Source organism: Shewanella marina JCM 15074 (assembly GCF_000614975.1).
Taxonomy (GTDB): Bacteria; Pseudomonadota; Gammaproteobacteria; order Enterobacterales; family Shewanellaceae; genus Shewanella; species Shewanella marina.
The window spans coordinates 1-24943 of sequence record NZ_BALM01000029.1; the positions used below are offsets into that span (position 1 = coordinate 1).

The following is a 24943-nucleotide window of genomic DNA, read 5'->3' on the forward strand; positions in this document are numbered from 1 at the left end:
TAAAAACAAATGTTAGAAATAAATATCAGCTAATCGATAACATCGAGCTTGCTGAATCGAACTGAGTCAGTGCAGATTTGCTGCGTGTTCTCAATCGATGGAGCCAGTTTACTCTCATCGATAAAAGTAACAATGCGGTGTTTTTGAAAATGATTATTACCATATGGTAATAATATTCGAGTTAATTTGTGATGCTGTTCTCGTTAAAATGATTGGCTTAACCGTGATAGGAGTGTTAGGTGATGCAAAATGTTGATTAATATATTCATATTTTCTAAAGCATGAGCTGCTTAACAAAATTAGCTATTTAAACCAAAATCATCAGCATAAGTTTTAGCGGCTTCACATTTTGTTCATCTAATAACAGGTAATCTTTAGCGCTTCATGCTAGGTGTAACTACATCAAGCGTTTCTACTTGTTGGATTGGAATTTAATCGTATATGACCTCTTTTAGCTCGACCCTTTTCCGCGATGAAAATCAGCCTTATCAGGCCAATATTACCGTGCCCAATTGGATGCTTGGTTCTATGGAACGGGTGATGCAACATTATGTGGACAAGAATTTACGGTTAGACACACAGTCGGCTGAAATTATGCCGCCACCAGTAGAAGGTAAGAAGTATATGCTGTATGCGCATATTCCTTTTTGCCATACGCTCTGTTCATACTGTACTTTCCATCGCTTCTTATTTAATGAAGACAAAGCACGTAGCTACTTTGGTTCATTACGTAAAGAGATGAACATGGTGAAAGCGCTAGGCTATGATTTTGAGTCAATGTACATTGGTGGTGGTACCACGACTGTGATTGAGTCGGAACTGGCTCGCACCATTGAACATGCGCGTAAGTTATTTCCAAGTATTAAAGAAGTATCGTGCGAATCTGATCCTCGTCATTTAGACACACCAGAATTCCAGCAGTTAAAAGGCTTGGTTGATCGTATGTCGATTGGCGTACAAAGCTTTGATGACGGCATTTTGAAGATGACTGAACGTTTAGATAAGTTTGGTTCTGGTCAACAGACTTTTGATAAAATTATGGCAGCAAAAGAGCTGTTTCCTATTATCAACGTTGATCTTATCTTCGGCTTCCGAGGTCAAACTGAAGAGATTATTCGTCATGATTTAGAGATGGCTTCTAAGCTCGATCCTCGTCAAATTACCACTTATCCTTTGATGATTACTCACCAAACACGTAAGAGTGTAAAAGGTAAATTGCTGCGCCTCAGGGTGAGATGGCAAACCAATATCGTCAAATCTTAAATGCGTTAAATGGTCAATATAATCAGCTGTCTGCATGGGCATTTGGTAAAACTAACGACGAAGGATTTGATGAGTATGTTATTGATTATGACGAATACTTAGGTGTTGGCTCAGGCTCTTTTAGTTTCTTAAATGACACTTTGCATGTGAACACATTCTCACTGCGTAAATATCAAGAGCGCATCGCAGCGGGTAAAATGAGTGTTGAACAGCAGAAGTTATATAGCAAGAAAGATGTGATGCAATATCGTTTCTTATTGGGCATGTTCTCTGGTCGTTTATCGCGTAAGTATTTCCGTGATACTTTTGGTGTAAACCTTGATACTGCACTATTTAAAGAGATGACTTCAATGAAAGCCATTGGTGCAATTAAGAATAATCCGCTTAATCCTGATGATCTGATTGTGACTGATAACGGTAAGATGATGGGATTATTGATGATGAAAGAATTTTATTCAGGCATGGACAACGTCCGTGCTCAATTACGCAAGCCGCTGAAGCCGTGCGATATGTAAAGTAATCAAGTCATCAAAAATACCAGCCATTGTGCTGGTATTTTTTTGTCTAAATTTTCATTAACAAAAAGTAATTTTAGGCAATAGCCAGTAAAACTATGCAATTAGGTGACATAGTTTATGCATGGTCGTTGTTAACATAACTGTAAACTCTAGTCTGTTGATGCTCTCTATCAATCATCAGTTAACAATGCAATCCATTAAAAAAACAGGATTTTTTAGACATAGATCACATTAACCTTTTTGTTACAAGTTGTGTGGTTTATAGTAGTTTTTGAGTTATATTTATTTAAGTAAGCTAAATAAATAAGCAGTGGTTAGATTGTAAGTTGTTGAATTAAAATATATTAGTAATGTATGCTTTACTTGCGATAACTTGAATTATTTAAAAAATGAACATAACATGCACTTAACAAAGGTATCTTAAGGAGCTTGTATGAACGAACCCATTAAGTTTTCACGATTTTGTCAGATTTATTATTTAGATGAAGTCGAGCAGGAGAGTGTGAGGTTGTATCAGATTTATCGTAAACATGCTGGTGTGTTTAATCAGGCGATGAGTGTGCTGATTGCAGATCGCGCTATTGCAAAAGCAAGAGCAGCATGTCACTAGGGACATACTGCCATGGATAGAGGGTTAGTGTACTACTGGGGCACTACCACTGCGCGCGGAGCTCGCGCTCTTAATTAGCATATAAATACAGGTCGTAATTAAGCACACACCAAGGTAAATTGGTAAACCATTAGCTTGCTTAAATTTGTCAGCGAATAATGGTCCGCATACTGAACCTAAGCTGTAACTCAATAACATCACTTCTGCAATTGATACTATTTTTGTACTACTCATGCCATCACATGCTAATGTAATTGCGATTGGGTAAAGTGCAAAAGAACAAGCACCTAACATCAAAAATGACAGAATAATTAAGATATTACTCTGACTATTAATTACACCAAATACCGCAGCCGTACCAAATAAACAAAATAGTGCCATTAATAAACTTTTGCTTACTCGAGTTGATAAATAGCTGACTAAAGGCTGAATTAACATTGCACCTAAAATAATTGAAGCCATCAAAATACCAGTTTGGCTAGCATTATTAGTCAATTGCTGTAGATAAACTGGCATTAATCCATAGATAGGACCAATTAATAAGCCTGAAACAAAGCAGCCCATCATGGCTGGGCGACTTACATATCTTAAATCACGGAATTTGATCTTTTCATTATGTTGAATGGTTGGTTGACCACTTTTGATTAATAGTGGTGGCAACATCGCCAATACAAGTAAGGCAATAATAAAAATATATGGCATAAAACCGTCAGTACCGACAGGTCCTACTGCTAATTGACCTAAGGTAATACCACCATAAAGTGATGCCATATATAGACCAAGTCGCTTGGCACGTTGTTTGGCTGTATCAGCCATTAATAGCCAAGACTCAACAACAACGAATACGCCTGCAACGGCTATACCTGCAAAAAATCGGGCAATAAGCCAACTATAGGCATTCGGCATTGCGATCATAACGACAATCGTTAATAACAATGCCATTAAAAAAATAATAAAAGAGATACGATGACCAATTTTAGCCACTACAGGTTCGATACAAGTGGCACCGATAAGTAAGCCTAAATAAAATAAACTGGCAATTGCAGGTGCAAGCTCCATCGATAGTCCAAATGATGGCAACGACAAAGGAATCAAGCTCATAAGGTAACCTGATGCAAGTGCAAATATTGATAAGCCAGCAACAGGCACTAAAGGGCTGTTGTTTTTAGGGCTAGAGGCGGTCATTTCCACCGAGTCTCTCCAAGTGATAATAAGTATAAATAAAGGAAGTTTTCAGTGTTTAGATATGAATATTTAGCACTGCTTTTTTGCGGACTTTAAGGATAAAAATGCATCGGGTAAAGCGAGTTCGTTTGACTGTCACGGTAAATAAAATTGACCAAGCAGTGTTTAAGCATTTCTGTTATTTAATTAAATGGTAATTAAATACTAAATCTTTATATTTCAATATTTTAGGTTGTTTATGCTGAATATCGATTTGTAAATATTTGCTGTATTATTACTCGGGTTATTAATCAAAAATCGAAACAAAATATTTTTTATAAAAAATATCGTACTATGTTTTAGTTCAAGATTAATTGGTGGGTTGCTATGGCAAATATTATGTTGGTTGCAAATTTAAACTGTGACCGTATTTTACAGCTAGATAAAATTCTAACCGTGGGTGGTCGTTTTCATTATCAAGATGGCGGACATCGACTTGGTGGTGGTGGTGCCAATACCGGTATTGGATTAGTTTGGGCTGGTCACCATGTCAGTTTAGTGACCGAAGTTGGTCAAGATCAAATAGGTGACTGGTTAGTTGCTGAAGCTGGCCAACAAGGATTAGATTGCCGCCGCGTCTGCCGCCGTCAAGGGGCAACTTGTGAGATGTTATTGGTGATGACGCCTGATGGTGAGCGGACCATTATTAGGCCGCCTCGACCTAAATTTGAATTACCAGCACCACCAGATTGGCATAAATGGCAGGCGTTATATATTAATTCATCCGCTGAGGGGGCCGTAAGCTGGGCAAATTGCGCGTTAGAGCAGACCTTGGTATTGGCACAATTAGCTAAAGATGAGCGTCCTAGACCTTGTCATGTCTTAATTGCATCAGCCAGTGATATGCACGGCCGAAGTCAATTAAGTCATTGGGATTATGGTGTCAGTATCGCAGGAGAGCAGCTGCGCTATTTTATTGTCACTGACGGTGAGCATGGCGCAGATGTTTATGATGGCCAACAATGCCAACATGTTGATGCCATTTGCGCCAATTTAATCGATGCAACGGGTGCGGGTGATGCTTATGCTGCTGGCGTGATTAATGGTTTAGTTGCTGGTGATGACATTATGGCTGCGATGCAGCAAGGTGCTCAGTGGGCCGCTTTCGCCGTAGCGAGTGCGAGTTCTATTCCAAGCGAGCAACTTGCTGATTATTTGGAAAGTCGTTAACAACCTGAGGTCTGTGCAATAATCTCGGGCTGGGTTAACCCAAATGGATTAACGTGGATGTTTGGGTTATCAGGAGTGGGTTGAACTTGATGATGATCTGGAATTGGAGTTGGAGCCTGACACATCGGAATATAGGGCGTTAGACCAATAGCACCAATAACATCACAAAATAGATGAATAGCTTGTTTTTTTAACCAATCGGGTAACCATGGTTCGTCTGTTGTGGTTGCTAATATTTGCGGTTGTTGGTTATCACCAATCCAGTTATACATAACAAAACATTGTGTTTTTAAGGCTTGTTCAACATATTTATCTGACTTACCGTTATTTACACCATCAATCTCTTTATAGGTGAATACTGAAATGTGGCCAAGTAGATAGCTGCCAGTATAACTGTGCCAAGAGTTGGGTTGTTGCAGCGCTTGCACAATGCCAGTCGTGCCAGCAATGGGGTAGCCATAGGCCAATTGAATATTGTGCGTATTGCTATAAGCTTGATTGGCGGTATTTTCAATGACGGCTTGATCGTAAATTGTTTGTGTTACTTGTTTTATGCTGCCTGCCAGTGCGTTGATATCAGCAGAAATAGCATTATCAGGTAAATCAATAAAATGGGCAGCTGCGGTAACGGCTAAAATACCTAAAATGGCAATGACTGCCACTAATTCAATTAAGGTGAATCCATGCTGTTTATGTTTGGGGTCATCATCACTACTATTGGTTTTCATGGGTTTTATGCCTAAGACTTTTTATCATCGTTATGCATTAGATGTGAGAATACCAATAGAATTACGGACTATGAATCGCTTTTAATTCAAACAGCATTAATTGTTCATTAACAGCCGCTATTGTCGAAAGTGATCATTTTGGTCAGTGTCGGAATGGTTGGATCATCATCTGGGTTGCCACCAGAGCCAGCATCTGGGGTTGGCGGAGGTGTAGGCGTTTGGCAAAAACCGATATATTGATCGATACCCATATAAGATAACGCTTTGCATGCAAGCCTTTTGGCACCATTCCAAAAGCCATCGAGTTGTTGTGGTTGCCAGTAAGCTGGCTGCTGTTGATTTAACGTTTGTTGTTGGCTAATTTGTGGTGGGTTATAGACAACAAAACATTTTGTTTTTAATGCGGCCTTAAAGTCGTCCCATGATTCACTGGTACTGTGTTGACCCTCTTTAGTTTGGGTAAATACGGCTGCAGATGAACCTAAGATGGTATAAGCATAAAAATTCCAATCACTAGGGTCTGCTAATGATTGATAGATACCGGCTTTATCGGCTGTTGGGTAGCCATGATTGAGCTTTACTCCATCAATGATGGCAGCAATGTCGCTTGTTTGATTTTCTATTTCCGCTTTATTGTGCAACATACTAATACTGGATCGTAAGCTACCCGCTAAAGCATGTATATCTGCAGATTTGGCTTCAGAGCCTAAATTAATAAAGCGTGGTAATGCGATTATCGCAAGGATCCCTAAAATAATAATCACAGTCACTAACTCAACTAAGGTAAAACCACTTAATCGGTTGGTATAGGTCTGATTATTCATTTGCGATCCTAAATCTGAAAAGAGTATAGAGATTATATTAGCATCAGTTTATGGTGTAAGGCCTGATTGTTGCGAATAGGAGGAAATTGTCATGCTACCTAAAGAGGTTAAATTAATCGGTTTATATCGTGGTGATGCTTATCAGCCCTTAGCAAATAGCAATATTGTGTCTGGGATTGCTGGTAAATTACAGCAACAAAATTTGCAGGTGAATCATGATAGCGTGGTTGCTGATTGGCAAGTTGATCGTAAGCATCATGGTGGTGTTGACCGGGTATTACACCATTTTCCTGTTGAACATTATGCTTACTATCAGCAGCGTTTTAATCTCAATCATCTGAACGCGCCCATGATGGGCGAGAATATCAGCTCCACAGGTCTATTAGAGCAAGATATTAACATTGGCGATATCATTGCGCTCGGCTCGACATTACTGCAAGTGACTCAGCCTCGTTCGCCCTGTTTCAAGCTAAATTTACAGTTTAATCAAATAGAATTCGCGCGCACGATGCAAGATAGTCGACGTTGTGGTTGGTTTTATCGAGTACTAACGTCTGGAGAGATTAAAGCAACTGACCAATTTAAGTTGATTGAACGAGTGAGTGATATCAGCGTAGCAGAGGCGATGGCACTCTACTTTAGAGAGTCATTTGATTTAAATGCTTATCAACGTTTATTAGGCTGTGAAACCCTCGCGCAAAGCTGGCAACGTAGTATTCAAAGTCGAATTAATCAACAGAGGATTGAAGCGTGGGATATGCGTCTGTATGGGCCCGCAACACAATAAAAATGGCACCTAATGTGCCATTTAAAATTAAGTTTATTACATATTAGAGTAATTGGGGCCACTGCCACCTTCAGGTGTCACCCAAGTGATATTTTGACTTGGATCTTTAATATCGCAGGTTTTGCAATGGATGCAGTTTTGCGCATTAATGACGAGTTGCGCTTGGCCTTTATCATTACGGGTAATCTCATAAACACCAGCCGGACAATAACGCTGTGCAGGTTCTGCGAACTGGATTAAATTGACACTAATTGGTATCTCAATGTCTTTGAGTTGTAAGTGGCACGGTTGGTCTTCTTCATGGTAAAGATTAGCTAAATAAACTGAAGAGAGACGGTCAAACGTCAATTTACCATCTGGTTTAGGGTAATCAATTTCGGCATAGCTTTTAGCTTGGCCAAGCAGACTGTAATCATGATGGTTATCACGTAGTGTTAATGGTATTTTGCCATTAAACCAATTTTGATCGATATAGTTGAAGGTGCCGCCAAGCAAACTTCCGTATTTATGGATAGCAGGCCCAAAATTACGAGATGATTGCAACTCTTCAAATAACCAGCTTTGCTCAAACTCTGTTTGATAACAGCTGAGATCTTTACCGCTTTCAACCCCTGCCATTAATGCTTTAGCGACTACTTCAGCTGCAATCATACCTGACTTCATCGCCGTGTGGGAGCCTTTGATTTTTGCAAAATTTAAAGTGCCAGCGTCGCAACCAATTAATAACCCACCAGGGAAACTCATTTTAGGTAAAGAGTTAAGTCCGCCCTTGCTGATTGAACGAGCGCCATAACTAATACGTTCGCCATTTTGTAGATATTGCTTAATTAATGGATGAGTTTTATAGCGTTGAAATTCTTCAAATGGACTTAAATAGGGATTTTTATAGTTAAGATCGACAATTAATCCCACGGCTACTTGGTTATCTGCAATATGGTATAAAAAGCCACCGCCTGTGGTATCCGAGGTGAGCGGCCAGCCTGCAGTATGAACTACTTTACCTAAATGATGCTGCTCGGCTGGAATCGACCAAATTTCTTTAAAGCCAATGGCATAGTGCTGCGGAGAGGTGCCATTGTCGAGTTGATATTTTTCAATTAACAGTTTACCTAAATGACCGCGACTGCCTTCAGCAAACAAGGTGTATTTTGCCAATAGGTCCATACCTGGCATAAAACTGTCTTTAGCTTCACCTTGCGCATTCAAGCCCATATCACCAATAGCGATACCTTTAACGGAATTATCATCGTTATAAAGAATACTGCTGGCAGCAAACCCCGGAAATATCTCAACACCTAACTGTTCTGCTTGCTGGCCTAACCAACGGCATAGGTGGCCTAAGCTAATAATGTAGTTACCCTCATTATGCATCGGTTTTGGAATGAGATTATGTGGTAATGGTCGGCCATTTTCAGCTGAGCTGAGCCATAGTACATCATCATGATCGACAGCGGTTTCGATGGGGGCATTTAATTCGCGCCATTGAGGAAATAACTCATCAAGCGCCTTGGTTTCAAAAACCGCCCCGGACACTATATGGGCTCCGACTTCAGCGCCTTTTTCAACCACACAAACATTAATTTCTTGTTCTGTCGCTTGTGCAATTTGTTTGAGTTTACAGGCACTGGCTAAGCCAGCAGGGCCGGCGCCAACGATAATGACATCAAATTCCATTGATTCCCGTTCCATTTATTATTTCCTTGTTCACTCTTTATATCGGCGTAATATAGCAAAAAATGTATTAGTGTTGCGGCCTTAACCGTTGTGAATGCAACGTTTTTTAGGTGGATGTTTTGTTGATGTTAATACCTTACCTTAAAATGATTAATAACCCTACAGCTAGTTTGTTTGTTGAACAGCATCCCTGTGCCAATGTGGATGACTTATCAGTGATCTAGATCACAAAATACTGGTGTTTATGAGGTTTTTGTTCAAATTATGAATCTCTAAGGTAGGGGGATAGTTGTTTTTATGACTATAATTAGATCTCGACGGTTCTCCGAGCTTTTTGTCCTACGTTACAAAATATGGATGTTAAGCCGTGGCAATAGTGCCACCGGGGTGAGAAAAGAAATGCTCTCACCTCCCTTTACTTGGAAAGGTGATCATGTCTCAACTGCAAGATAATTTCGGTCGACGATTTCACTATTTACGTATGTCTGTGACAGACGTATGTAACTTTAAATGTAGCTACTGCCTGCCCGATGGTTATCGGCCTGATGGTAAGCCAAGCTTTTTAACTTTGTCAGAAATTGCCAATTTAGCGGCAGCTTTTGCTAAGGTTGGCACTCAAAAAATCCGTATTACAGGCGGTGAGCCTAGTCTGCGCAAAGACTTTACCGATATTATTCGGGTGGTCGCAGATATGCCTAATATCAATACAGTTGCAACCACGACTAACGGTTATCGTTTAGCGCAAAATGCCCAAGAATGGTATGACGCTGGCTTGCGACGTATTAATGTGTCTGTTGATAGCTTAGATCCACGTATGTTTTATCAAATCACTGGTGAGAACAAGTTTGACCAAGTGATGCGTGGGATTGATGCAGCATTAGATGCAGGTTTTGAACGAGTTAAAGTGAATGCGGTATTACTCAAGCACTTGAATGATAAAGACCTACCTCGCTTTTTACACTGGATCAAACAATACCCAATTGATTTGCGTTTTATTGAGCTAATGGAAACGGGCTTAGGCCATGACTATTTCAATAAACACCACTTAGCTGGTGCAACGATTAAAGCGCATTTGCTAGAGAATGGCTGGGGATTAGATCAAGCCGCCATTGATGATGGCCCTGCACAAAACTTTAGTCATGATGATTATCAAGGCCGTATTGGCTTAATTATGCCGTATGAAAAGAACTTCTGTGCCAGCTGTAATCGCTTACGGGTTTCTGCTAAAGGTAAATTACACTTATGTTTATTTACTGAGCATGGTGTTGATTTACGTGATTTATTACAATCAGAAAGCCAGCAAGCTGAGTTAGTGTCTCGTTTACATCAGCAATTAGAGCAAAAGAAAGCAACCCACTTTTTACATGATGGCGTGACTGGTGTGACCCAACATTTAGCGTCAATTGGTGGTTAGTTGATGGGGGCTGTCGCCGAGGTTATGGTGACAGCTTGAAGTTGTTCTTTTTGATTAAGATTAGTGCCACAATGAGCCATTGCACTTCGTTAGTATTTCTATCATTGAATGTTGAACATCGCCGTGCTTTTCTAAGTCACGGCTTTAATGCTTACTGGCAAATTATAGATAAAAAATATAACTAACCCGATTTCATGCGACTCATCTCTTTAAAGCAATTTCGCGGTTAATGAATAATGTTGAATATTGAAAGGTAAACCAAATGACAAATGCTTTTACCCATATTAATGCCGATGGCAATGCACATATGGTTGATGTGACTGAGAAACAAGTGACTGAGCGTGAAGCGCGTGCAGAAGCTTATATTGAGATGTCGAGCGAAACATTGGCAATGATCATGAGCGGTAGCCACCATAAAGGTGATGTGTTTGCTACGGCTCGTATTGCAGGCATTCAAGCCGCTAAAAAGACATCAGATCTTATTCCATTATGTCATCCATTAATGCTGACTAAGGTTGAAGTAAACCTAGAAGCACAACCTGATCATAATCGTGTGCATATCACCAGTTTATGTAAGCTTGCTGGTAAAACAGGCGTGGAGATGGAGGCATTGACTGCTGCATCTGTGGCGGCATTAACCATTTATGATATGTGTAAAGCCGTACAAAAAGATATGGTAATAAGCACGGTTCGTTTATTAGAAAAGCGTGGCGGTAAGTCAGGTCATTTTAAGGTTTAAGCTCATGATTAATGTTTTATTTTTTGCTCAAGTAAGAGAGTTATTAGGTACTGCATCTGCGCAAGTTGAAGCAACAGACAATATGACGGCTGAACAAGTACGTGAGCAGTTGGCTGCGACCAATGACAAGTGGGCACAAGTGCTTGCATCAGATAAATTATTAGTGGCGGTTAATCAAACTATTAGTCATTGGCAAGCGCCAGTTGCCGATGGTGATGAAGTGGCTTTCTTCCCGCCTGTCACTGGGGGTTAAAATGATCCGCGTACAAACTCAAGATTTTGATGTACCTACTGAATATGCGGCAATTGCTGCTGACAACAGTGATGGTGCGGTAGTGACTTTTGTGGGTAAAGTTCGTGACTTTAATGATGGTCGTGATGTGACTGATTTAACGCTGGAACATTACCCAGGCATGACTGAATCTGTTTTAGAGCAGATTGAAGCGCAAGCACGTGAACGCTGGCCATTAACTCATGTCACGATTATTCACCGTGTTGGCACGATGGGCTTAGGCGAACAAATTGTGTTTATTGGTGTGAGTAGTGCGCATCGTAAAGCGGCATTTGCTGCTTGTGAGTTTCTTATCGACTTCTTAAAAACTAAAGCGCCATTTTGGAAGTTAGAAGCCGGTCAACAAGGTCAAGCTTGGGTTGAAGCCAAAGACTCAGATGATCAAGCTGCGGCAATGTGGCAACAGAAATAGAGTAAATCGATATGAACATGAGTCAATTATTAAAGCGTGGACTCGTCGCTGTTGTGTTATTTGCAACCGTGATTAGCGCCAGTTTGGTTCCCGCAAGAGCCGACGATATTCCTGTTGTGGCAGCAGCTTCAAATATTAAATTTGCGATTGAAGATATTGCTAAAGCGTTTACGGCTGAAACGGGAAAACAGATCCGCTTTTCTTTTGGCTCATCTGGAAATTTTGTAGCTCAAATTAAAAATGGTGCACCATTTCAGTTATTTTTGTCTGCTGATGAGCATTATGTTGATGCATTAGTTAAATCCGGTATGACGCCTAATGCAGGTGTTGATTATGCCGTAGGTAAGCTAGCATTAGTGGCTAATAATGGTTCACCCCTTAGCCTTGATCCTGAATTAAAAGGGCTAAAAGCCTTAATGGCGCAGGGCAAGTTATCCCGTTTTGCGATAGCTAATCCAGCCCATGCACCTTATGGCGAACGAGCGATACAGGTACTAAAAAAATTCGATTTATATCAGCAAATTGAGCCTAATTTAATTTATGGCGAAAATGTGTCGCAAGCGGGACAGTTTGCTATTAGCGGTTCGACGCAAGGCGGTATTGTGGCGCTTTCTCTCGCGGTCGTACCGCAGTTTAAGGCACGCGCACGCTATATTGAATTACCGACAGATTTATATGCGCCTATCGTGCAAAAGATGGTGTTAACTAATAAAGCGGGTGAAACAGCCAAGGCGTTTTATCAGTTTATATTGTCACCACAAGCACGCACAATTTTTAAACATTACGGTTTTGGTTTACCTGAGAAAAAATAGATGGATTGGCAATCTCTGTGGCTTTCAATCAAATTAAGTGCCATTACTGTGGTGGTGTTATTACCCTTTGCAATTATTGCGAGTCGGTTTTTAGCCTATCGTCAGTTTAAAGGTAAGTCAGCAGTTGAAGCATTGATTATGGTGCCGTTGGTGCTACCACCAACCGTGATTGGCTATTATTTGCTGGTGGGTCTTGGCAGTGAAAGTTGGCTAGGGCAATGGATTGAGCAAGTGTTTGGTCAACAATTGGTATTCCATTTTTCTGGATTAGTTGTTGCCTCCGTGATTGTCAATATCCCGTTTGCGGTGCAACCCATTCAACGGGCTTTTGAAGCTGTCCCCGTCGATATTCGCGATGCTGCTGCTTGTTGCGGAATGAGCCGTTTAAAAATCTTATTTAAAATTGAATTACCTATGGTGTGGCCGGGCATCTTAACCGCATTGGTATTATGTTTTTCCCATGTTTTAGGTGAGTTTGGTGTGGTGTTAATGATGGGCGGCAATATTGCTGGCGAAACGAAAACCTTATCTATCTCTATTTATGACAGTGTACAAGCGTTTGATTTTGCAAGTGCAGGACAAATGTCATTGGTTTTATTACTGTTTGCGATTACGACTTTGGCGTTAACTACCAGTTTATCGCGTCGTATTGGAGATCGTCATGGCCACTAATTCGATTGCCGATCTACATTGCCAAGTATCACAACAACATCCGATAAAGTTAGAAGCCGATTTTATCTGCGCTGCAGGCGAGGTATTAGCGGTTGTAGGGCCGTCTGGTGGCGGTAAATCAACGCTACTGAGAATGATCGCTGGCTTAAGCCATTCTCAGCAAGGCAAAATCTATTATGGTGATAACGCTTGGTTTGATGCTGAGGCCAAAATTAACTTAACGCCACAACAGCGGCACTTAGGTTATGTGCCGCAGCATTTTGGTTTATTCCCGCATTTAACTGCACTTGAAAATGTAATTTCAGCGTTAGATCATCTGCCTAAAGCAGAACGCAAGAATAAGGCGCTTGATTGGCTTAATCGAGTTAACTTACATGGGTTTCCGGATCGTTTACCGTCGCAATTATCTGGTGGTCAACGACAACGGGTTGCATTAGCGCGAGCATTGGCTCGGGAGCCTAAAGTGCTATTGCTTGATGAACCTTTTTCTGCGGTGGACCGAGAAACTCGTGAACGTCTTTATTTAGAGTTAGCCAAGCTTAAATCACAGCTGTCTATTCCGGTGGTGATGGTGACCCATGACCTTAATGAAGCGCTATTATTGGCTGACAAAATGATTTTAATCAGCCAAGGTCAGATATTACAGCAAGGTAAACCGTTAGAAGTGCAGGCAAAACCTGCCAATGAAGCGGTTGCTCGGCAGATGGGATTACGTAATATCTTTAGTGCGACAGTGGCTAAGCAAGATAGTGATAAACAGATTACTTGGCTGGCATTAGGTGAGCTTTCTATTGCTTGTCAGTATCAAGCTGATTTAGCGGTGGGTAGTCAAGTTCAGTGGGTGATCGCCAATCAAGGTATTCGCTTTAACTCCATTTCTCGCGGTCGTTTATGCCGCAGCTTTAATATTGTGCCTGTGACCATTGATGCCATGTTAGTGATGGGTGAATCGGTGCGTATTAGTGCCACTATTGCTGGCGTTGATAAACAGTTAAATGCAGAGGTTTCTTTGCATCTGGCTAATAAACTTCATTTAGCCGTTGGCGCGAGTACCGAAGTTGCGCTTAAATCTGACTATATCCATATTTGGGCTAATAATTAGCGATTGGTGTTAATTGATCCAATATTGTTTGGAATGATGATCAAAAGTTAATCCAAATTACACCAAACGTTCAGGTTAACTTAGGTAGACTATTAGACTAACTATCTTTGGAGAACTGTCATATGGCTCGCTATGTTCCTTACCTACTTATGCTATCTAGCTTAATGGCTGTCTCTGCTGAAGCGGCATATGAAGGTCCAGAGCAATCCAGTAAAGCGACAACTGCTGCGGCAGCTTTACACTCCAAAGATGATACAATGGTTGAACTTACTGGCAATATTGTCAAAAGTTTAGGTGATGAAAAGTACCTATTTCGTGACAAAACCGGTGAGATTGAAGTTGAAATTGAAAACTCACTATGGCGTCATATCATTGTAACAGAAGCGACAGTGGTGAAATTACGTGGTGAGTTAGATGATAAATGGCAAGGTAAAGAGGTTGAGATAGATAGCATTTCAATTATTACAGCCAATCAAAATGCAATAGTATCAAATCAAGAATGATAGTTTACGGAGTGATGATGAGGGGTTGGTTAGTCAGTTTAATGTTCGTTTCCGGATTAGCTTATGCCTCTCCGACTATGTATACCTTTTTGTCTAAGGGCCAAAATTATTCACCTTTAGATGTCATGCAGGTACTTGAAAAAGATTATCCGAAAATGATCATTACTGAATTTGAACTTGATGTAAAAAACAGCCAAGTTCGGTATGAGTTCGATATGATTGATCTTGATGACAATACCACCACAGAATTTTATATGTCTGCTGAAACTGGACGTATTTTAGAGCAAAAAGTAGAGAAACTCGAAGCGGATGACTATGAAGAAGTTACCGCTGCAAAAATTCTGCGCAAGAAGCAGATGAAGTTCTCAGAACTTGTTACACTAGCGCTAAAAGATGGCACTAGTTTTGCCTATCTTACTGATGCACAACTGGATCATGATCTTGGTATTAGTTACCTTGAGTTAGAAGTGGTTAATGAGCAACACCGGACTAAGCTGGCGTTTGACATTCAAAACTTACGCCTCTACCAATGCTAAAGTGGAATTAATATGAAAATATTGCTAGTGGAAGATGATGCAACAACGGTTGAGTATATTGTTAAAGGCTTTTTAGAGCAGGGCCACAATATTGAAACTGCCAATGATGGTCACCAAGGATTATTACTAGCAACGTCCTCTCATTATGATTTAATCCTGCTTGATCGAATGCTGCCACAATTAGATGGCTTAAAATTACTTGCGGCACTGCGTGCAACTGGCAATCAAACACCTGTGTTAATTTTATCTGCATTAAGCCATGTTGATGAGCGCGTAAAAGGCTTAAAAGCAGGTGGCGATGATTATATGACTAAGCCATTTGCTTTCTCCGAATTATTGGTTCGTGCAGAAAAGTTAATGCAACGTGGCATGTCACAAACCGCGCCAACTGTATTGCAAGTGGGCCCATTGCAAATCGAATTATTGACCCGTCGAGTGTCACTTAATGAGCATGATATTGCATTGCAACCCAAAGAGTTCCAGTTACTTAAGTATCTGATGGAACATCCAAATCAGGTCATTAGTCGCACGTTATTATTTGAAGCAGTATGGGATTATCACTTTGATCCACGCACCAATGTTATTGATGTACATATTGCTAAATTACGACGCAAATTTGAAGAGATAGGATACGGTGAGCTTATTGAAACCGTCAGAGGCGCAGGTTATAGGTTACGTCAAAACCATTAAACCCTTTAATAGTAGTGCATGGCGAATTACGGTTATTTTCTCAACGTTAGTAACCTTAATTATTGGTGCCTTGTTGTTCAATATGTATCAGCAAGTAGTGACCGAGCAGCGTAACCAGATCCAACAGCATTTACACACTGAAAAACTACGTTATCAACAACTTGCCTTATCTGTCGATCGGGTAGGTTTTGCTGCACAAGTGCATGCAGCCGATCCTAAGTCTGCTTTTATTGTATGGCGTAATGGTAATAAGGTTGAAGGTGCATTATCTTTTATGCCTGAAGATATGCCGATGCTGCCCAAAACCCAAGAGTTCCCTATTTTAGCGGGGGGCCCTGAGAAAATTCATCTATTGACGGGCGGCATTGCGATTACCCGTTATGGGCCAGTCTTAATTGCAACTCGTAGTGATCATTTATCAACCTTGTTTGACCATTTCACTAGTGCTGCCGCTGCTGCGGTGATGTTTACGCTGGTGATGACTCTCATACTCGGCTATCTCTTTTCAAAGGCTATTTTACGTCGTTTAGTGCATTACAATCGGTTAAGTGAACAGATTGAACATGGCCGCTATGATGTACGTTTTCCTATCGATCGACGTGAAGATGAGTTCGATATGCTGGCGCATCAATTTAACCATGTGCTGGATACCTTAGAGAAAAACCTTACTGCTGTTCGTGGCGTGACAGACAATATTGCCCATGATCTACGTACTCCACTATCACATATCCGCATGGGGTTAGAAACCTTACCGGCTAAGCCTGCTGCAGAAGTGCCTGAAGCTTGTGCTATTTTAATGGAAGAGCTAGATCATTGTTTAGCAACATTTGATGCTATGTTGTCGCTAACGCGTATTGAAGAAGGCCAACAAAAGCTAGATCTTAAGCATTTTAGTTTACAAGAAATATGTACTGATTTGCTGGAGATGGCTGAAGTGTTAGCTGAAATGAATGAGCAAACATTAACGCTAGAAATGGGCGAAGACTACCAACTTACTGGTGATAAGTATTTATTATTCCAAGCGATATTTAATCTGGTTGATAATGCGATTAAATATTCAGGCAAACAGGCGCATATTGAGATTGTGCAATCAGGTGGCATGATCCAAATTAAAGATAATGGTCCGGGGATCCCTAAAGATTGTTATGACAAAGTGTTTGAGCGATTAGTGAGATTAGATCCTAGTCGACATCATCAAGGCACAGGTTTGGCTTATCTATGGTGAAAGCCATTTTATCACGGCATAATGCCCACATTCATATGTCGGATAACCGTCCAGGCTTAGTCGTTACCATTACCTTTTAAGAGTTGTTCATGTATAACATTGTGGCTGATACAGCCGATTTTATCGTTATCAGCAAAGATGCTGGCGTGCATTTTCATAGTCAAGATGGCAGTGCCGGTGTGGCAGCGCAATTAGGCGCAGATACGGGCTATCAGCTTTATCCTGTGCATCGATTAGATACCATGACCTCTGGTTTGTTACTGTTTGCTAAAACATTAACTGCTGCACAAACATTTACGCAAATGTTTAGTGATCATCAAGTTCAAAAATATTATCTCGCCATTGCTCACGGCAAGCCTAAAAAGAAACAGGGTTGGATTGTGGGTGATATGGCGAAATCACGCCGTAGTATGTATAAACTATTGCGTACCACCGAAAATCCAGCGATGACACAGTTTTTTAGTCATGCTTTAGGTGAAGGCAATCGAGTCTATTTATTAAAACCGTTAACAGGTAAAACCCATCAGCTACGGGTGGCGTTAGCAGCATTGGTGTGCCTATTTTTGGGGATCCTCTTTATAATGTAACGAAAGTAGCGGATCGTGGTTATTTGCATGCATTTGCATTGCAATTTGACTATTGTGGTCAGAGTTATCATTATTGTGATCAGCCTCACATGGGACAACAGTGGCATAATCCATTGTTACAGCAGCAATTAGCCCAGTGGCAAAACCCAGAACAGCTAGACTGGCCAACAAAAAAATAAAATTAAGGAACCTTTATGGACACAAATAAATTATTGCTGATTTTAATCGCAATTTTTCTGCCACCAGTTGCCGTGTTTTTGAAGAAAGGCGTGGGTCAAGATTTACTGATTAATATCGTACTGACTATTTTCTTCTTTATACCGGGTATTTTACATGCGGTATGGGTATTGACCCGAGATTAGGTATAATAGTCACCAGTAACAGAAAAGGTCTCAGAATGAGGCCTTTTTTAATGGGATGTTGAATATCATGAATCGTAAAAAGAAAATTAATCAGACGCTAAAAAATAAAGCCAAAAAAGCGAATGCAAAATTGCATGGCAGTAATAAACCTAAATATATCTCCAAGGCTGAGCGTGAACAATTAGCTCAAGCCGAGGAGCAAGTCACTGAGGTTAGTGTGCTTGATGATCACGCCTAAATAGCTGCCATTGTTCAACCTGCTGGCCGTTTGGCAGATTACACATGGTCATGGTGCCTTGGTCATTTGTGATCTCTTCTAGAGTGCCTTTGACGGCGATACAGTATTTAGCCGCCGGATTGGCCATATCTAGCTTGGGTGGTGGGGTTTGACTGCATGCTGAAAGTAGTGAAATGGCTGTGGCACTAGTGATTAGTGTTATAACTCTCTTGCTCATATCTGACACTCCTTGATCTTCTGAAAGCAAAATGTTGATCTTATAAAAAGCAAAATGCCTAAGTAAACTCAGGCATTTGATATTAGTATGTCACTCGCTTAATGGCAAACGGGACACTGTGATGGCGAGCTAGTTTCATCTCTCTAAACTCCATCGTCATCGCATCAACCATTAATAAGCGACCATAAAGTGGCTTACCCATTTGCGAAATCACTTTAATTGCTTCAGTTGCTTGCAGGCAGCCAATTAACCCGACGACGGGGGCAAGAATGCCCGATTCGACACAAGTTAGCTGTTGTTCGCCAAATAGCTGACTAAAACATTGATAACAAGCACTATTATCTTGGTAATCGAATACTGAGATAACGCCTTCCATACGGATTGCTGCTGCAGAGACCAATGGGATTTTATGGTTAAAGCAACTGCGGTTAAGCTGATGTCGAATCGCTACATTATCAGTACAGTCCAACACTAGCTGATGTTGAGCAACTAAATCATCAATTTCATGATCGTCTAATACGGCATTAATGGTATCAATCTGCACATGCGGATTAAGCTGGGTTAGACTCTCTTTGGCAGAATCTACTTTAGCTTGGCCGATATTATGATCTTGATGCAGTACTTGTCTTTGTAAATTCGATAATTCAACCGTATCAAAGTCAACTAGCGTGATATGGCCAACGCCTGCAACGGTTAAATATTGGCTAGCAGTACAACCTAAACCACCGGCACCAAGAATCAACACCTTAGCTTGCTTGAGTCGTTCTTGCCCTTCAAAATCCATTGCTTTAATGGATATTTGGCGGCTGTAACGCATCATTTCTGCGTCAGAAAGAATATCGGCAGAATCATTGGCTGTTTTGCTCATCTTGTCTTCCATTAGCACAGTACTGAGTTGAAAGGCTCAACAGTAACCATGGTGCCTGCATCAGTATTACCTTGCATCTGTTCTAAAATAATAAAACAGTTAGCAACACTCATTGAGGTCAACATGCCTGAGCCTTGGCTGCCAGTTGTGGCGACATGCAATTGGCCTTGTTGATCGCGGCTTAATACACCCCGTTGATATTCAACACGGCCCGGATGTTTGCGAATACTGTCAGTTAACGTTGCTGTGACTAATAGCGGTTGGGTTACTGGTAATCCTTGCATTTTTTGGATCAGCGGTAGCACTAATTTGTAGAAGGTCACCATTGATGACACTGGGTTACCGGGTAGACCACAAAAAACGGCTTTACCAATATGGCCCATTGCAAATGGCTTACCTGGTTTTATCGCCAATTTCCAGAAGTTGATTTGACCCTCTTCTTCTAGAATTTGTTTAGTATAATCAGCATCTCCAACGGATACGCCACCTGAAGTAATTACCATATCAGCTTTAGCTGCAGCATTTCTAAAGGCTTGACGAATAGCTTCTGGATCGTCAGCAATCACGCCCATATCAATCCATTCAACGTTTGCTTTACTGACTAAGCCCTGAATGCTGTAGCGATTAGAGTCATAAATTTGCCCTTGGGCAAGCTCGCTGCCGACGGGACGCAATTCATCACCTGTTGAGAAAAATGCAACTTTCAATTGGCGATAGACTAAGAATTGACTCGCACCAATCGTTGCTAGCACGCCCATTTCGGCCGCGCCAATTTGCGTTCCTTTACTGAGCACTTTTGCGCCAGAAGTTAGCTCTTCGCCGCGTTTACGCACATTTTCACCAACTTGCTGTGGTGCTTCAATATAGATATCGTCGCCATCAACACGCACTTTTTCTTGCATTTGCACTGTGTCATAACCTTGCGGTAATGGTGCGCCAGTCATAATACGGATGCAAGTATTTGCAGAACACTCACCATGATAAGGATGACCCGCAAAGCTCTGACCAATAAGGCGTAATGGTTTATCTTCGGCTAAGTCTGCAAGGTTAAATGCGTAACCATCCATTGCAGAGTTATTGAAAGGAGGTAGATCAATACATGAAGCAAGATCTTCTGCTAAGACTCGATTTAATGCATGTGATAACTGTACAACTTCAGTACCCTCAATCACATTAACTTGTGCAAGTAAGGTTGGAATAGCTTGATCTGGGTGCATTAATTGAGGCTGAGCGCATGGATCGGCTGCTGAATGCATGGTAATTCCTTAGCAGAAAACAAAATATTGCGCCTATTATGCCACGGCTTTTTTTGATGGCTATGATCAGAGACTAAGTTTCAAACTATATTTATTAGTCGCTTACAGCTATTGTTGATGTTTTAAATGTAGGTGATTGTTTTTAAATGGAAAAGTTAATGATAATTATTTCATTAAAAAAGCACCCACAAGGGGAATTTTTGGTTGCTTTTATGCATTAGCTTCATAACAATAAAGCGAGTTTTTTTGATAAGGAAAGTAATATGTTAGCGCAAGCGATGATAGATAATTTAAACGATCAAATTAATATGGAATTTTTCTCTTCAAACCTATATTTGCAAATGAGTGCATGGTGTGAAGATAAGGGCTTTGAGGGCGCTGCAAAATTTATGCGTGCCCATGCTGATGAAGAGATGGAGCATATGCGCCGTTTATTCACTTATGTTAGCGAAACTGGTGGTATGCCAATTCTTGGTACTATTGCAGCACCGCAGACTGAATTCACTTCTTTACTTGCGTTATTTGAATACACCTATGAGCATGAACAGTTAATTACCAGCAAAATTAATGCATTAGCTCATACTGCATTCACGACTCAGGATTACTCAACCTTTAACTTTTTACAATGGTATGTTGCCGAGCAGCATGAAGAAGAGAAGTTATTCAAATCAATCGTTGATAAAATCCGCTTAGTGGGTGAAGACGGTAAGGCACTGTTCTTTATTGATAAAGACCTTGATCTATTGGCAACTCATGGTGCAGAAAGCGTCATGCAAAGCCAAGTGGGTGCATAACCTTAGTGCTCTATGAAAAAAAGCAGCTGTTTAGCTGCTTTTTAGTCATCTAAGCCATAGCAACGTCAGTATGTAGCAACAATGATTGTTGTTGGGTTTGGTTAAGCAAATCAACCAATGTGTCGAAGGGCAGTGGTTTGGATAGCAAGTAACCTTGGGCAAAATTACAACCTAACTGCTGTAGATATTGCCATTGTTCAATGGTTTCAATACCCTCCGCAACGAGTTTCATTTCAAGGCTTTTACCCATACTGACAATGGCTGCAATTAAATTCTTATCTGCATGGCTATTGGTGGAATTCTCAATAAAGCTGCGATCAATTTTAATCACGTTAATCGGGAAGCGCTTGAGGTAACTCAAGGATGAATAACCCGTGCCAAAGTCATCCATATAGATTTGGCACCCCAGTGATCTGATAGCGGTAAGGGTTCTCATATTAATATCATCGTCCGTCATCAACATGCTTTCAGTTATTTCAATATGAATATCTGTTGCAGCAACTTGGTACTTTTTGATGGTGGCTGCTAACAGCTGCTCAAATCGATAGGTTTGATTATTGATGCATTGACGGGTTGAAACGTTGATGGCAACGCTCAGTTTGAAACCTAGTTGATTAAGTTTTGCTAAATCAGCAACCGCTTGGTTGAGTACCATGCGCCAATTGTTTCAATCATGCCAGTCTCTTCGGCAATGGTGATAAATGTATCGGGTGGAATGATACCGACAACTGGATCTATCCAGCGGATCAGAGCTTCTAGGCCAATAATATGGCCATTACTCATATCGACAATGGGTTGATAGTGTAAACAGAACTCAGATTGCATAACCGCTTTACGTAGCTTTTGTTCAATGGTCATTCGCTCTAATAAATTACTGTTCATGCCTGCAGTAAAGTATTTGTAGCTATTTCGGCCCATTTCTTTGGCTTGATACATGGCGGTTTCAGCGTTACTGGTAATTGATTTATGATCAAGACCATCTTGAGGATAAAGCGCGACCCCCATACTCGCTGAGATAATAATGTCTTCATTATCTAGTTTGAATGATAACGCAAAACTGTCCATTAGCTGTTTGATATTATGGTCAATTTCTATGTCATGATCATAATCAGTGATTAAAATAGCAAATTCATCACCACTAAAGCGTGCTACAAATGGCCGTTTTTCAAGGGCATTATTAAGTCTTAACGCCACCTGTTTTAGTAACTCATCACCAAAGTGATGGCCTAGGGTATCATTGATATTTTTAAAACGATCCAGGTCAATGAGAATAATGGCGAGTTTACGTTGATGCTTTTTAGCCAATGTCAGCTCGCTGTTAAGGCGATCATTAAACAATTTACGATTAGGCAGTTCAGTTAAAGTGTCAAAATGGGCCTGAAACCAAATATTTTGTTCATATTGTTTACGATTAGAAATATCGAGGAACATGCCTAAGTGTTGAATCACTTCGCCTTGGTCATTTCGTACCAATGTAATCGCTAAATATTCAGGGTAAACCTGACCATTTTTGCGAGTATTCCAGATTTCTCCTTCCCATTTCCCCGTACTGTTTAATGAGCGCCAAAAATCTTCGTAGAATGCTTGGCTGTGCCGTTTAGATTGCAATATCGATGGGTTTTTGCCGCGGATCTCTTCAATGCTATAACCAGTGATGTCGGTAAAAGCTGGATTAATCAGTTCAATATTATTGTTGGCATCAGTGACAATAATGCCTTCTGATGCATATTTGAAAACAGCAGCGGCTTGGCGTAAATAGTGGCTGGCCTTTTGGCGTTCAATGACCATATGGTTAAATGACTCAACCATTTGATTGAGCTCATCTTTACCGTCAATATTGAGTATTAAATCCAATTTAGGATCTTGAGCCATACGGCTCATTTCATCAACTATCAGATTGATTTTATTCATTAAATTTTTAATGATTGTGCGCAAAATCAGTAATGAAACAATTAAAATTGAACTGCCAATAATGAGATAGCTCAATAGTGAAAACAAGACATAGCTCTGCTGTTTATTGGCTAATCGGTACATATAATCACTGATACTGGCAGTGATTTGTTGTATATGATTCAGTCTTGCTGATGTCACTTGTTGCCATTGTAATGGCTCAATTAATAATGGTGGGTTTTGTAAATAATGCAGTGCTTTAGTTAAGGCCTGCTCATCAATCTTTGTTCGCTGATTAATTTCATGGATCGGTAGGTTTTCTTCTTTTAACTTTTTTAAGGCCAACATTTGTTGCTGATATTCAGCAATCTTTTGCTCAATCTCAGAGGTTGCTTGTTGTTGTTTAGGGCTTAGTTTTTGGTTTTGTAGTTGGGCTAATTGCACATTTACTTTTGAAGGGTGACGCGCAAAGTCTTCGGCATAACTAGGTAAACCTGTTAATAAGAAATTTTTATAGTCATGCATTAAGCCGCCATACCCCAGACTGTTACCAATGCGCTGTGCTTGTTCAACAATATCGGCTTGGCGTTGCATTAACTGTCTAAATTCGATTAGTTTTTTTTGTTCTTTACTATTATATAACTGTTGAATTAACTCTTTACGTTTAGGATTCGCTACAATATAGGCATAATATAGGGTTTGTTGTTGTTCAAAGATTAGATTTTCAATATTTAAATAATCACGGTAAATGAAATTCTTTTCACCTAATAAATGGGAAACTAAATACCTTTCTTTTACCGCTAGGTGTTGCATATTTATTAAATTTAATAAGTCATTATATGCCTAGCTTGGCGTATATATCTTAATTGGGTTTTTAATTGATTGAGTAAGATAAATAGCTCTTCATACAATGATTGGTATATCGTATGTATCGCATCATGATTGTTAGCTGAAACTTTAATATGGATAAGTTTATCGTTTAACACTTTAATTTGCGCTAATCGATTTTCAATGTCTATCTTTTGCGAGTGGGTGATCGTACCCGATGCTAGTAACTGCTGCACAAACTGACTATTAATCAGTGTTGATGTCGCTTTATAAGTTCGGTTTTGTTGTATCGATAGGCTTGCAAAGCTTGGTACAGCAGCAATTTTTCGTGGTTGTTCTATGTTCTGCTCATTCGCGGAAGCGTCAATCGCTGCAGTGACTTGCTTGACGATATTGATGGTAATTTTTTCATGTTCAATCGCTTGGTAATCATTGATTAATTCATGTACTCGACATGACGCAAGTATGATCAGACTGGTTAAAGGAATAATAGCAAAAAGCAGTAATTTATCTCTTAAGGTAAGTTGATTAAATACCTTGGTCATGATTGCAGTGGTTCCTATAAATTACTGTTAATGAGCGATACTTATGATATTAAGTCGATACAGGTATTACAGTTTAACTTTTAACAAGTATCATATTTAAAATGAACAGAGAAATTTAGTTTATGTTTTTCTAATCTATATCACGAAATAGCGTAAATGTGAT

General features: G+C 40.2%; 24 protein-coding genes, 4 pseudogenes and 1 riboswitch. Of the genes and pseudogenes, 19 read left to right on the top strand and 9 right to left on the bottom strand.

Annotated elements, in window-relative coordinates; translation table 11 throughout:
- The first annotated feature begins 441 nt into the window (after positions 1–441).
- Together JCM15074_RS22745 and JCM15074_RS24415 are read left to right on the top strand one after the other, a co-directional pair.
- A pseudogene (locus JCM15074_RS22745) lies at positions 442–1778 on the top strand (coproporphyrinogen III oxidase family protein).
- A 436-nt stretch (positions 1779–2214) separates the two neighbouring features.
- On the top strand, positions 2215–2391 hold the full coding sequence (locus JCM15074_RS24415) for a hypothetical protein (protein ID WP_159105310.1): 177 nt from the start codon (positions 2215–2217) through the stop codon (positions 2389–2391).
- A gap of 24 nt (positions 2392–2415) precedes the next feature.
- On the opposite strand, the gene JCM15074_RS16800 is transcribed toward JCM15074_RS24415, so the two are convergent.
- Entirely contained in the window at positions 2416–3576 is a 1161-nt protein-coding gene (locus tag JCM15074_RS16800; protein WP_037469911.1) for an MFS transporter, read from the bottom strand.
- A 366-nt stretch (positions 3577–3942) separates the two neighbouring features.
- On the opposite strand from JCM15074_RS16800, the gene JCM15074_RS16805 reads away from it, so the two are divergent.
- Entirely contained in the window at positions 3943–4785 is an 843-nt protein-coding gene (locus JCM15074_RS16805; protein ID WP_025822662.1) for a PfkB family carbohydrate kinase, read from the top strand.
- On the opposite strand, the gene JCM15074_RS23805 is transcribed toward JCM15074_RS16805, so the two are convergent.
- Positions 4782–5513 (bottom strand): pilus assembly FimT family protein, encoded by a 732-nt coding sequence (locus JCM15074_RS23805; RefSeq protein WP_025822664.1) that lies wholly within the window; start codon positions 5511–5513, stop codon positions 4782–4784. The genes JCM15074_RS16805 and JCM15074_RS23805 overlap by 4 nt on opposite strands.
- Positions 5514–5620: 107 nt before the next feature.
- On the bottom strand, positions 5621–6337 hold the full coding sequence (locus tag JCM15074_RS25420) for a prepilin-type N-terminal cleavage/methylation domain-containing protein (protein ID WP_025822666.1): 717 nt from the start codon (positions 6335–6337) through the stop codon (positions 5621–5623).
- 91 nt (positions 6338–6428) lie between these two features.
- Here JCM15074_RS25420 and JCM15074_RS16820 point away from each other — a divergent pair, with 91 nt between their 5' ends.
- Positions 6429–7124: an MOSC domain-containing protein gene (locus JCM15074_RS16820; protein ID WP_025822668.1), complete on the top strand. Its 696-nt coding sequence runs from the start codon at positions 6429–6431 to the stop codon at positions 7122–7124.
- Positions 7125–7160: 36 nt separating this feature from the next.
- Here the strand turns inward: JCM15074_RS16820 and JCM15074_RS16825 are convergent, their stop codons facing one another.
- Positions 7161–8813: an electron transfer flavoprotein-ubiquinone oxidoreductase gene (locus JCM15074_RS16825; RefSeq protein ID WP_025822670.1), complete on the bottom strand. Its 1653-nt coding sequence runs from the start codon at positions 8811–8813 to the stop codon at positions 7161–7163.
- A gap of 296 nt (positions 8814–9109) precedes the next feature.
- Positions 9110–9244, top strand: a riboswitch (molybdenum cofactor riboswitch).
- Between JCM15074_RS16825 and moaA the strand changes: the two genes are divergently transcribed.
- The 14 genes and pseudogenes from moaA (at position 9232) to JCM15074_RS24090 (ending at position 18382) form a co-directional block, all read left to right on the top strand.
- Entirely contained in the window at positions 9232–10212 is a 981-nt protein-coding gene (gene moaA / locus JCM15074_RS16830; protein WP_025822672.1) for a GTP 3',8-cyclase MoaA, read from the top strand. Its footprint overlaps the riboswitch before it by 13 nt.
- Before the next feature lie 262 nt (positions 10213–10474).
- Positions 10475–10951 carry a cyclic pyranopterin monophosphate synthase MoaC gene (gene moaC, locus JCM15074_RS16835; protein WP_025822674.1) on the top strand — a complete coding sequence of 159 codons (477 nt, stop codon included), beginning with the start codon at positions 10475–10477 and terminating at the stop codon, positions 10949–10951.
- Between the two features lie 4 nt (positions 10952–10955).
- Complete coding sequence (gene moaD, locus JCM15074_RS16840) at positions 10956–11204, top strand: molybdopterin synthase sulfur carrier subunit (protein WP_025822676.1); 249 nt, start codon at positions 10956–10958, stop codon at positions 11202–11204.
- A 1-nt stretch (position 11205) separates the two neighbouring features.
- A complete protein-coding gene (gene moaE, locus JCM15074_RS16845; protein WP_037469903.1) occupies positions 11206–11655 on the top strand; it encodes a molybdopterin synthase catalytic subunit MoaE in 450 nt (149 codons plus the stop codon).
- A gap of 17 nt (positions 11656–11672) precedes the next feature.
- Positions 11673–12467: a molybdate ABC transporter substrate-binding protein gene (modA, locus tag JCM15074_RS16850; RefSeq protein ID WP_025822680.1), complete on the top strand. Its 795-nt coding sequence runs from the start codon at positions 11673–11675 to the stop codon at positions 12465–12467.
- On the top strand, positions 12468–13139 hold the full coding sequence (gene modB / locus JCM15074_RS16855) for a molybdate ABC transporter permease subunit (RefSeq protein WP_025822683.1): 672 nt from the start codon (positions 12468–12470) through the stop codon (positions 13137–13139).
- On the top strand, positions 13129–14241 hold the full coding sequence (locus JCM15074_RS16860) for an ABC transporter ATP-binding protein (protein WP_025822685.1): 1113 nt from the start codon (positions 13129–13131) through the stop codon (positions 14239–14241). Before modB ends, JCM15074_RS16860 begins: the two co-directional genes overlap by 11 nt.
- A gap of 122 nt (positions 14242–14363) precedes the next feature.
- Positions 14364–14744 carry a NirD/YgiW/YdeI family stress tolerance protein gene (locus JCM15074_RS16865; RefSeq protein WP_025822687.1) on the top strand — a complete coding sequence of 127 codons (381 nt, stop codon included), beginning with the start codon at positions 14364–14366 and terminating at the stop codon, positions 14742–14744.
- Positions 14745–14761: 17 nt separating this feature from the next.
- Positions 14762–15280: a PepSY domain-containing protein gene (locus JCM15074_RS22760; RefSeq protein ID WP_051536942.1), complete on the top strand. Its 519-nt coding sequence runs from the start codon at positions 14762–14764 to the stop codon at positions 15278–15280.
- Between the two features lie 12 nt (positions 15281–15292).
- Positions 15293–15970: a response regulator transcription factor gene (locus JCM15074_RS16875; RefSeq protein WP_025822689.1), complete on the top strand. Its 678-nt coding sequence runs from the start codon at positions 15293–15295 to the stop codon at positions 15968–15970.
- Between the two features lie 82 nt (positions 15971–16052).
- A pseudogene (locus tag JCM15074_RS22765) lies at positions 16053–17275 on the top strand (sensor histidine kinase).
- A 9-nt stretch (positions 17276–17284) separates the two neighbouring features.
- Positions 17285–17961, top strand: a pseudogene (locus JCM15074_RS22770) (TIGR01621 family pseudouridine synthase).
- Between the two features lie 15 nt (positions 17962–17976).
- On the top strand, positions 17977–18144 hold the full coding sequence (locus JCM15074_RS24085; protein ID WP_025822690.1) for a YqaE/Pmp3 family membrane protein: 168 nt from the start codon (positions 17977–17979) through the stop codon (positions 18142–18144).
- Between the two features lie 67 nt (positions 18145–18211).
- A complete protein-coding gene (locus JCM15074_RS24090; RefSeq protein ID WP_084267053.1) occupies positions 18212–18382 on the top strand; it encodes a DUF2986 domain-containing protein in 171 nt (56 codons plus the stop codon).
- Here the strand turns inward: JCM15074_RS24090 and JCM15074_RS16900 are convergent.
- From JCM15074_RS16900 to moeA, 3 genes are all read right to left on the bottom strand, one after another.
- The gene (locus JCM15074_RS16900) at positions 18357–18599 is read right to left on the bottom strand and encodes a putative hemolysin (RefSeq protein ID WP_025822692.1); all 243 of its coding nucleotides are present in this window, start codon (positions 18597–18599) and stop codon (positions 18357–18359) included. The two genes, JCM15074_RS24090 and JCM15074_RS16900, sit on opposite strands and share 26 nt — an antisense overlap.
- Before the next feature lie 82 nt (positions 18600–18681).
- Positions 18682–19467: a molybdopterin-synthase adenylyltransferase MoeB gene (moeB, locus tag JCM15074_RS16905; protein WP_025822694.1), complete on the bottom strand. Its 786-nt coding sequence runs from the start codon at positions 19465–19467 to the stop codon at positions 18682–18684.
- An 11-nt stretch (positions 19468–19478) separates the two neighbouring features.
- The gene (gene moeA / locus JCM15074_RS16910; RefSeq protein WP_025822696.1) at positions 19479–20723 is read right to left on the bottom strand and encodes a molybdopterin molybdotransferase MoeA; all 1245 of its coding nucleotides are present in this window, start codon (positions 20721–20723) and stop codon (positions 19479–19481) included.
- Between the two features lie 263 nt (positions 20724–20986).
- Between moeA and ftnA the strand changes: the two genes are divergently transcribed.
- Positions 20987–21517: a non-heme ferritin gene (gene ftnA / locus JCM15074_RS16915; RefSeq protein ID WP_025822698.1), complete on the top strand. Its 531-nt coding sequence runs from the start codon at positions 20987–20989 to the stop codon at positions 21515–21517.
- 49 nt (positions 21518–21566) lie between these two features.
- On the opposite strand, the pseudogene JCM15074_RS23820 reads toward ftnA, so the two are convergent.
- A pseudogene (locus tag JCM15074_RS23820) lies at positions 21567–24220 on the bottom strand (EAL domain-containing protein).
- 11 nt (positions 24221–24231) lie between these two features.
- A complete protein-coding gene (locus tag JCM15074_RS23825) occupies positions 24232–24780 on the bottom strand; it encodes a hypothetical protein (protein ID WP_051536945.1) in 549 nt (182 codons plus the stop codon).
- Between the last annotated feature and the right edge of the window lie 163 nt (positions 24781–24943).

Bases quoted from the DNA above. Each gene is read 5' to 3' on its own strand.
- JCM15074_RS16875 (WP_025822689.1), top strand. From the start codon at position 15,293: ATGAAAATATTGCTAGTGGAAGATGATGCAACAACGGTTGAGTATATT.
- JCM15074_RS23805 (WP_025822664.1), bottom strand. From the start codon at position 5,513: ATGAAAACCAATAGTAGTGATGATGACCCCAAACATAAACAGCATGGA.
- JCM15074_RS16805 (WP_025822662.1), top strand. From the start codon at position 3,943: ATGGCAAATATTATGTTGGTTGCAAATTTAAACTGTGACCGTATTTTA.
- moaC (WP_025822674.1), top strand. From the start codon at position 10,475: ATGACAAATGCTTTTACCCATATTAATGCCGATGGCAATGCACATATG.
- moaD (WP_025822676.1), top strand. From the start codon at position 10,956: ATGATTAATGTTTTATTTTTTGCTCAAGTAAGAGAGTTATTAGGTACT.
- moaA (WP_025822672.1), top strand. From the start codon at position 9,232: ATGTCTCAACTGCAAGATAATTTCGGTCGACGATTTCACTATTTACGT.
- moeB (WP_025822694.1), bottom strand. From the start codon at position 19,467: ATGAGCAAAACAGCCAATGATTCTGCCGATATTCTTTCTGACGCAGAA.
- JCM15074_RS25420 (WP_025822666.1), bottom strand. From the start codon at position 6,337: ATGAATAATCAGACCTATACCAACCGATTAAGTGGTTTTACCTTAGTT.
- JCM15074_RS16820 (WP_025822668.1), top strand. From the start codon at position 6,429: ATGCTACCTAAAGAGGTTAAATTAATCGGTTTATATCGTGGTGATGCT.
- modA (WP_025822680.1), top strand. From the start codon at position 11,673: ATGAGTCAATTATTAAAGCGTGGACTCGTCGCTGTTGTGTTATTTGCA.
- ftnA (WP_025822698.1), top strand. From the start codon at position 20,987: ATGTTAGCGCAAGCGATGATAGATAATTTAAACGATCAAATTAATATG.
- JCM15074_RS24085 (WP_025822690.1), top strand. From the start codon at position 17,977: ATGGACACAAATAAATTATTGCTGATTTTAATCGCAATTTTTCTGCCA.
- JCM15074_RS16860 (WP_025822685.1), top strand. From the start codon at position 13,129: ATGGCCACTAATTCGATTGCCGATCTACATTGCCAAGTATCACAACAA.
- JCM15074_RS22760 (WP_051536942.1), top strand. From the start codon at position 14,762: ATGAGGGGTTGGTTAGTCAGTTTAATGTTCGTTTCCGGATTAGCTTAT.
- modB (WP_025822683.1), top strand. From the start codon at position 12,468: ATGGATTGGCAATCTCTGTGGCTTTCAATCAAATTAAGTGCCATTACT.
- JCM15074_RS16800 (WP_037469911.1), bottom strand. From the start codon at position 3,576: ATGACCGCCTCTAGCCCTAAAAACAACAGCCCTTTAGTGCCTGTTGCT.
- JCM15074_RS24090 (WP_084267053.1), top strand. From the start codon at position 18,212: ATGAATCGTAAAAAGAAAATTAATCAGACGCTAAAAAATAAAGCCAAA.
- moaE (WP_037469903.1), top strand. From the start codon at position 11,206: ATGATCCGCGTACAAACTCAAGATTTTGATGTACCTACTGAATATGCG.
- moeA (WP_025822696.1), bottom strand. From the start codon at position 20,723: ATGCATTCAGCAGCCGATCCATGCGCTCAGCCTCAATTAATGCACCCA.
- JCM15074_RS23825 (WP_051536945.1), bottom strand. From the start codon at position 24,780: ATGACCAAGGTATTTAATCAACTTACCTTAAGAGATAAATTACTGCTT.
- JCM15074_RS16825 (WP_025822670.1), bottom strand. From the start codon at position 8,813: ATGGAACGGGAATCAATGGAATTTGATGTCATTATCGTTGGCGCCGGC.
- JCM15074_RS16900 (WP_025822692.1), bottom strand. From the start codon at position 18,599: ATGAGCAAGAGAGTTATAACACTAATCACTAGTGCCACAGCCATTTCA.
- JCM15074_RS16865 (WP_025822687.1), top strand. From the start codon at position 14,364: ATGGCTCGCTATGTTCCTTACCTACTTATGCTATCTAGCTTAATGGCT.
- JCM15074_RS24415 (WP_159105310.1), top strand. From the start codon at position 2,215: ATGAACGAACCCATTAAGTTTTCACGATTTTGTCAGATTTATTATTTA.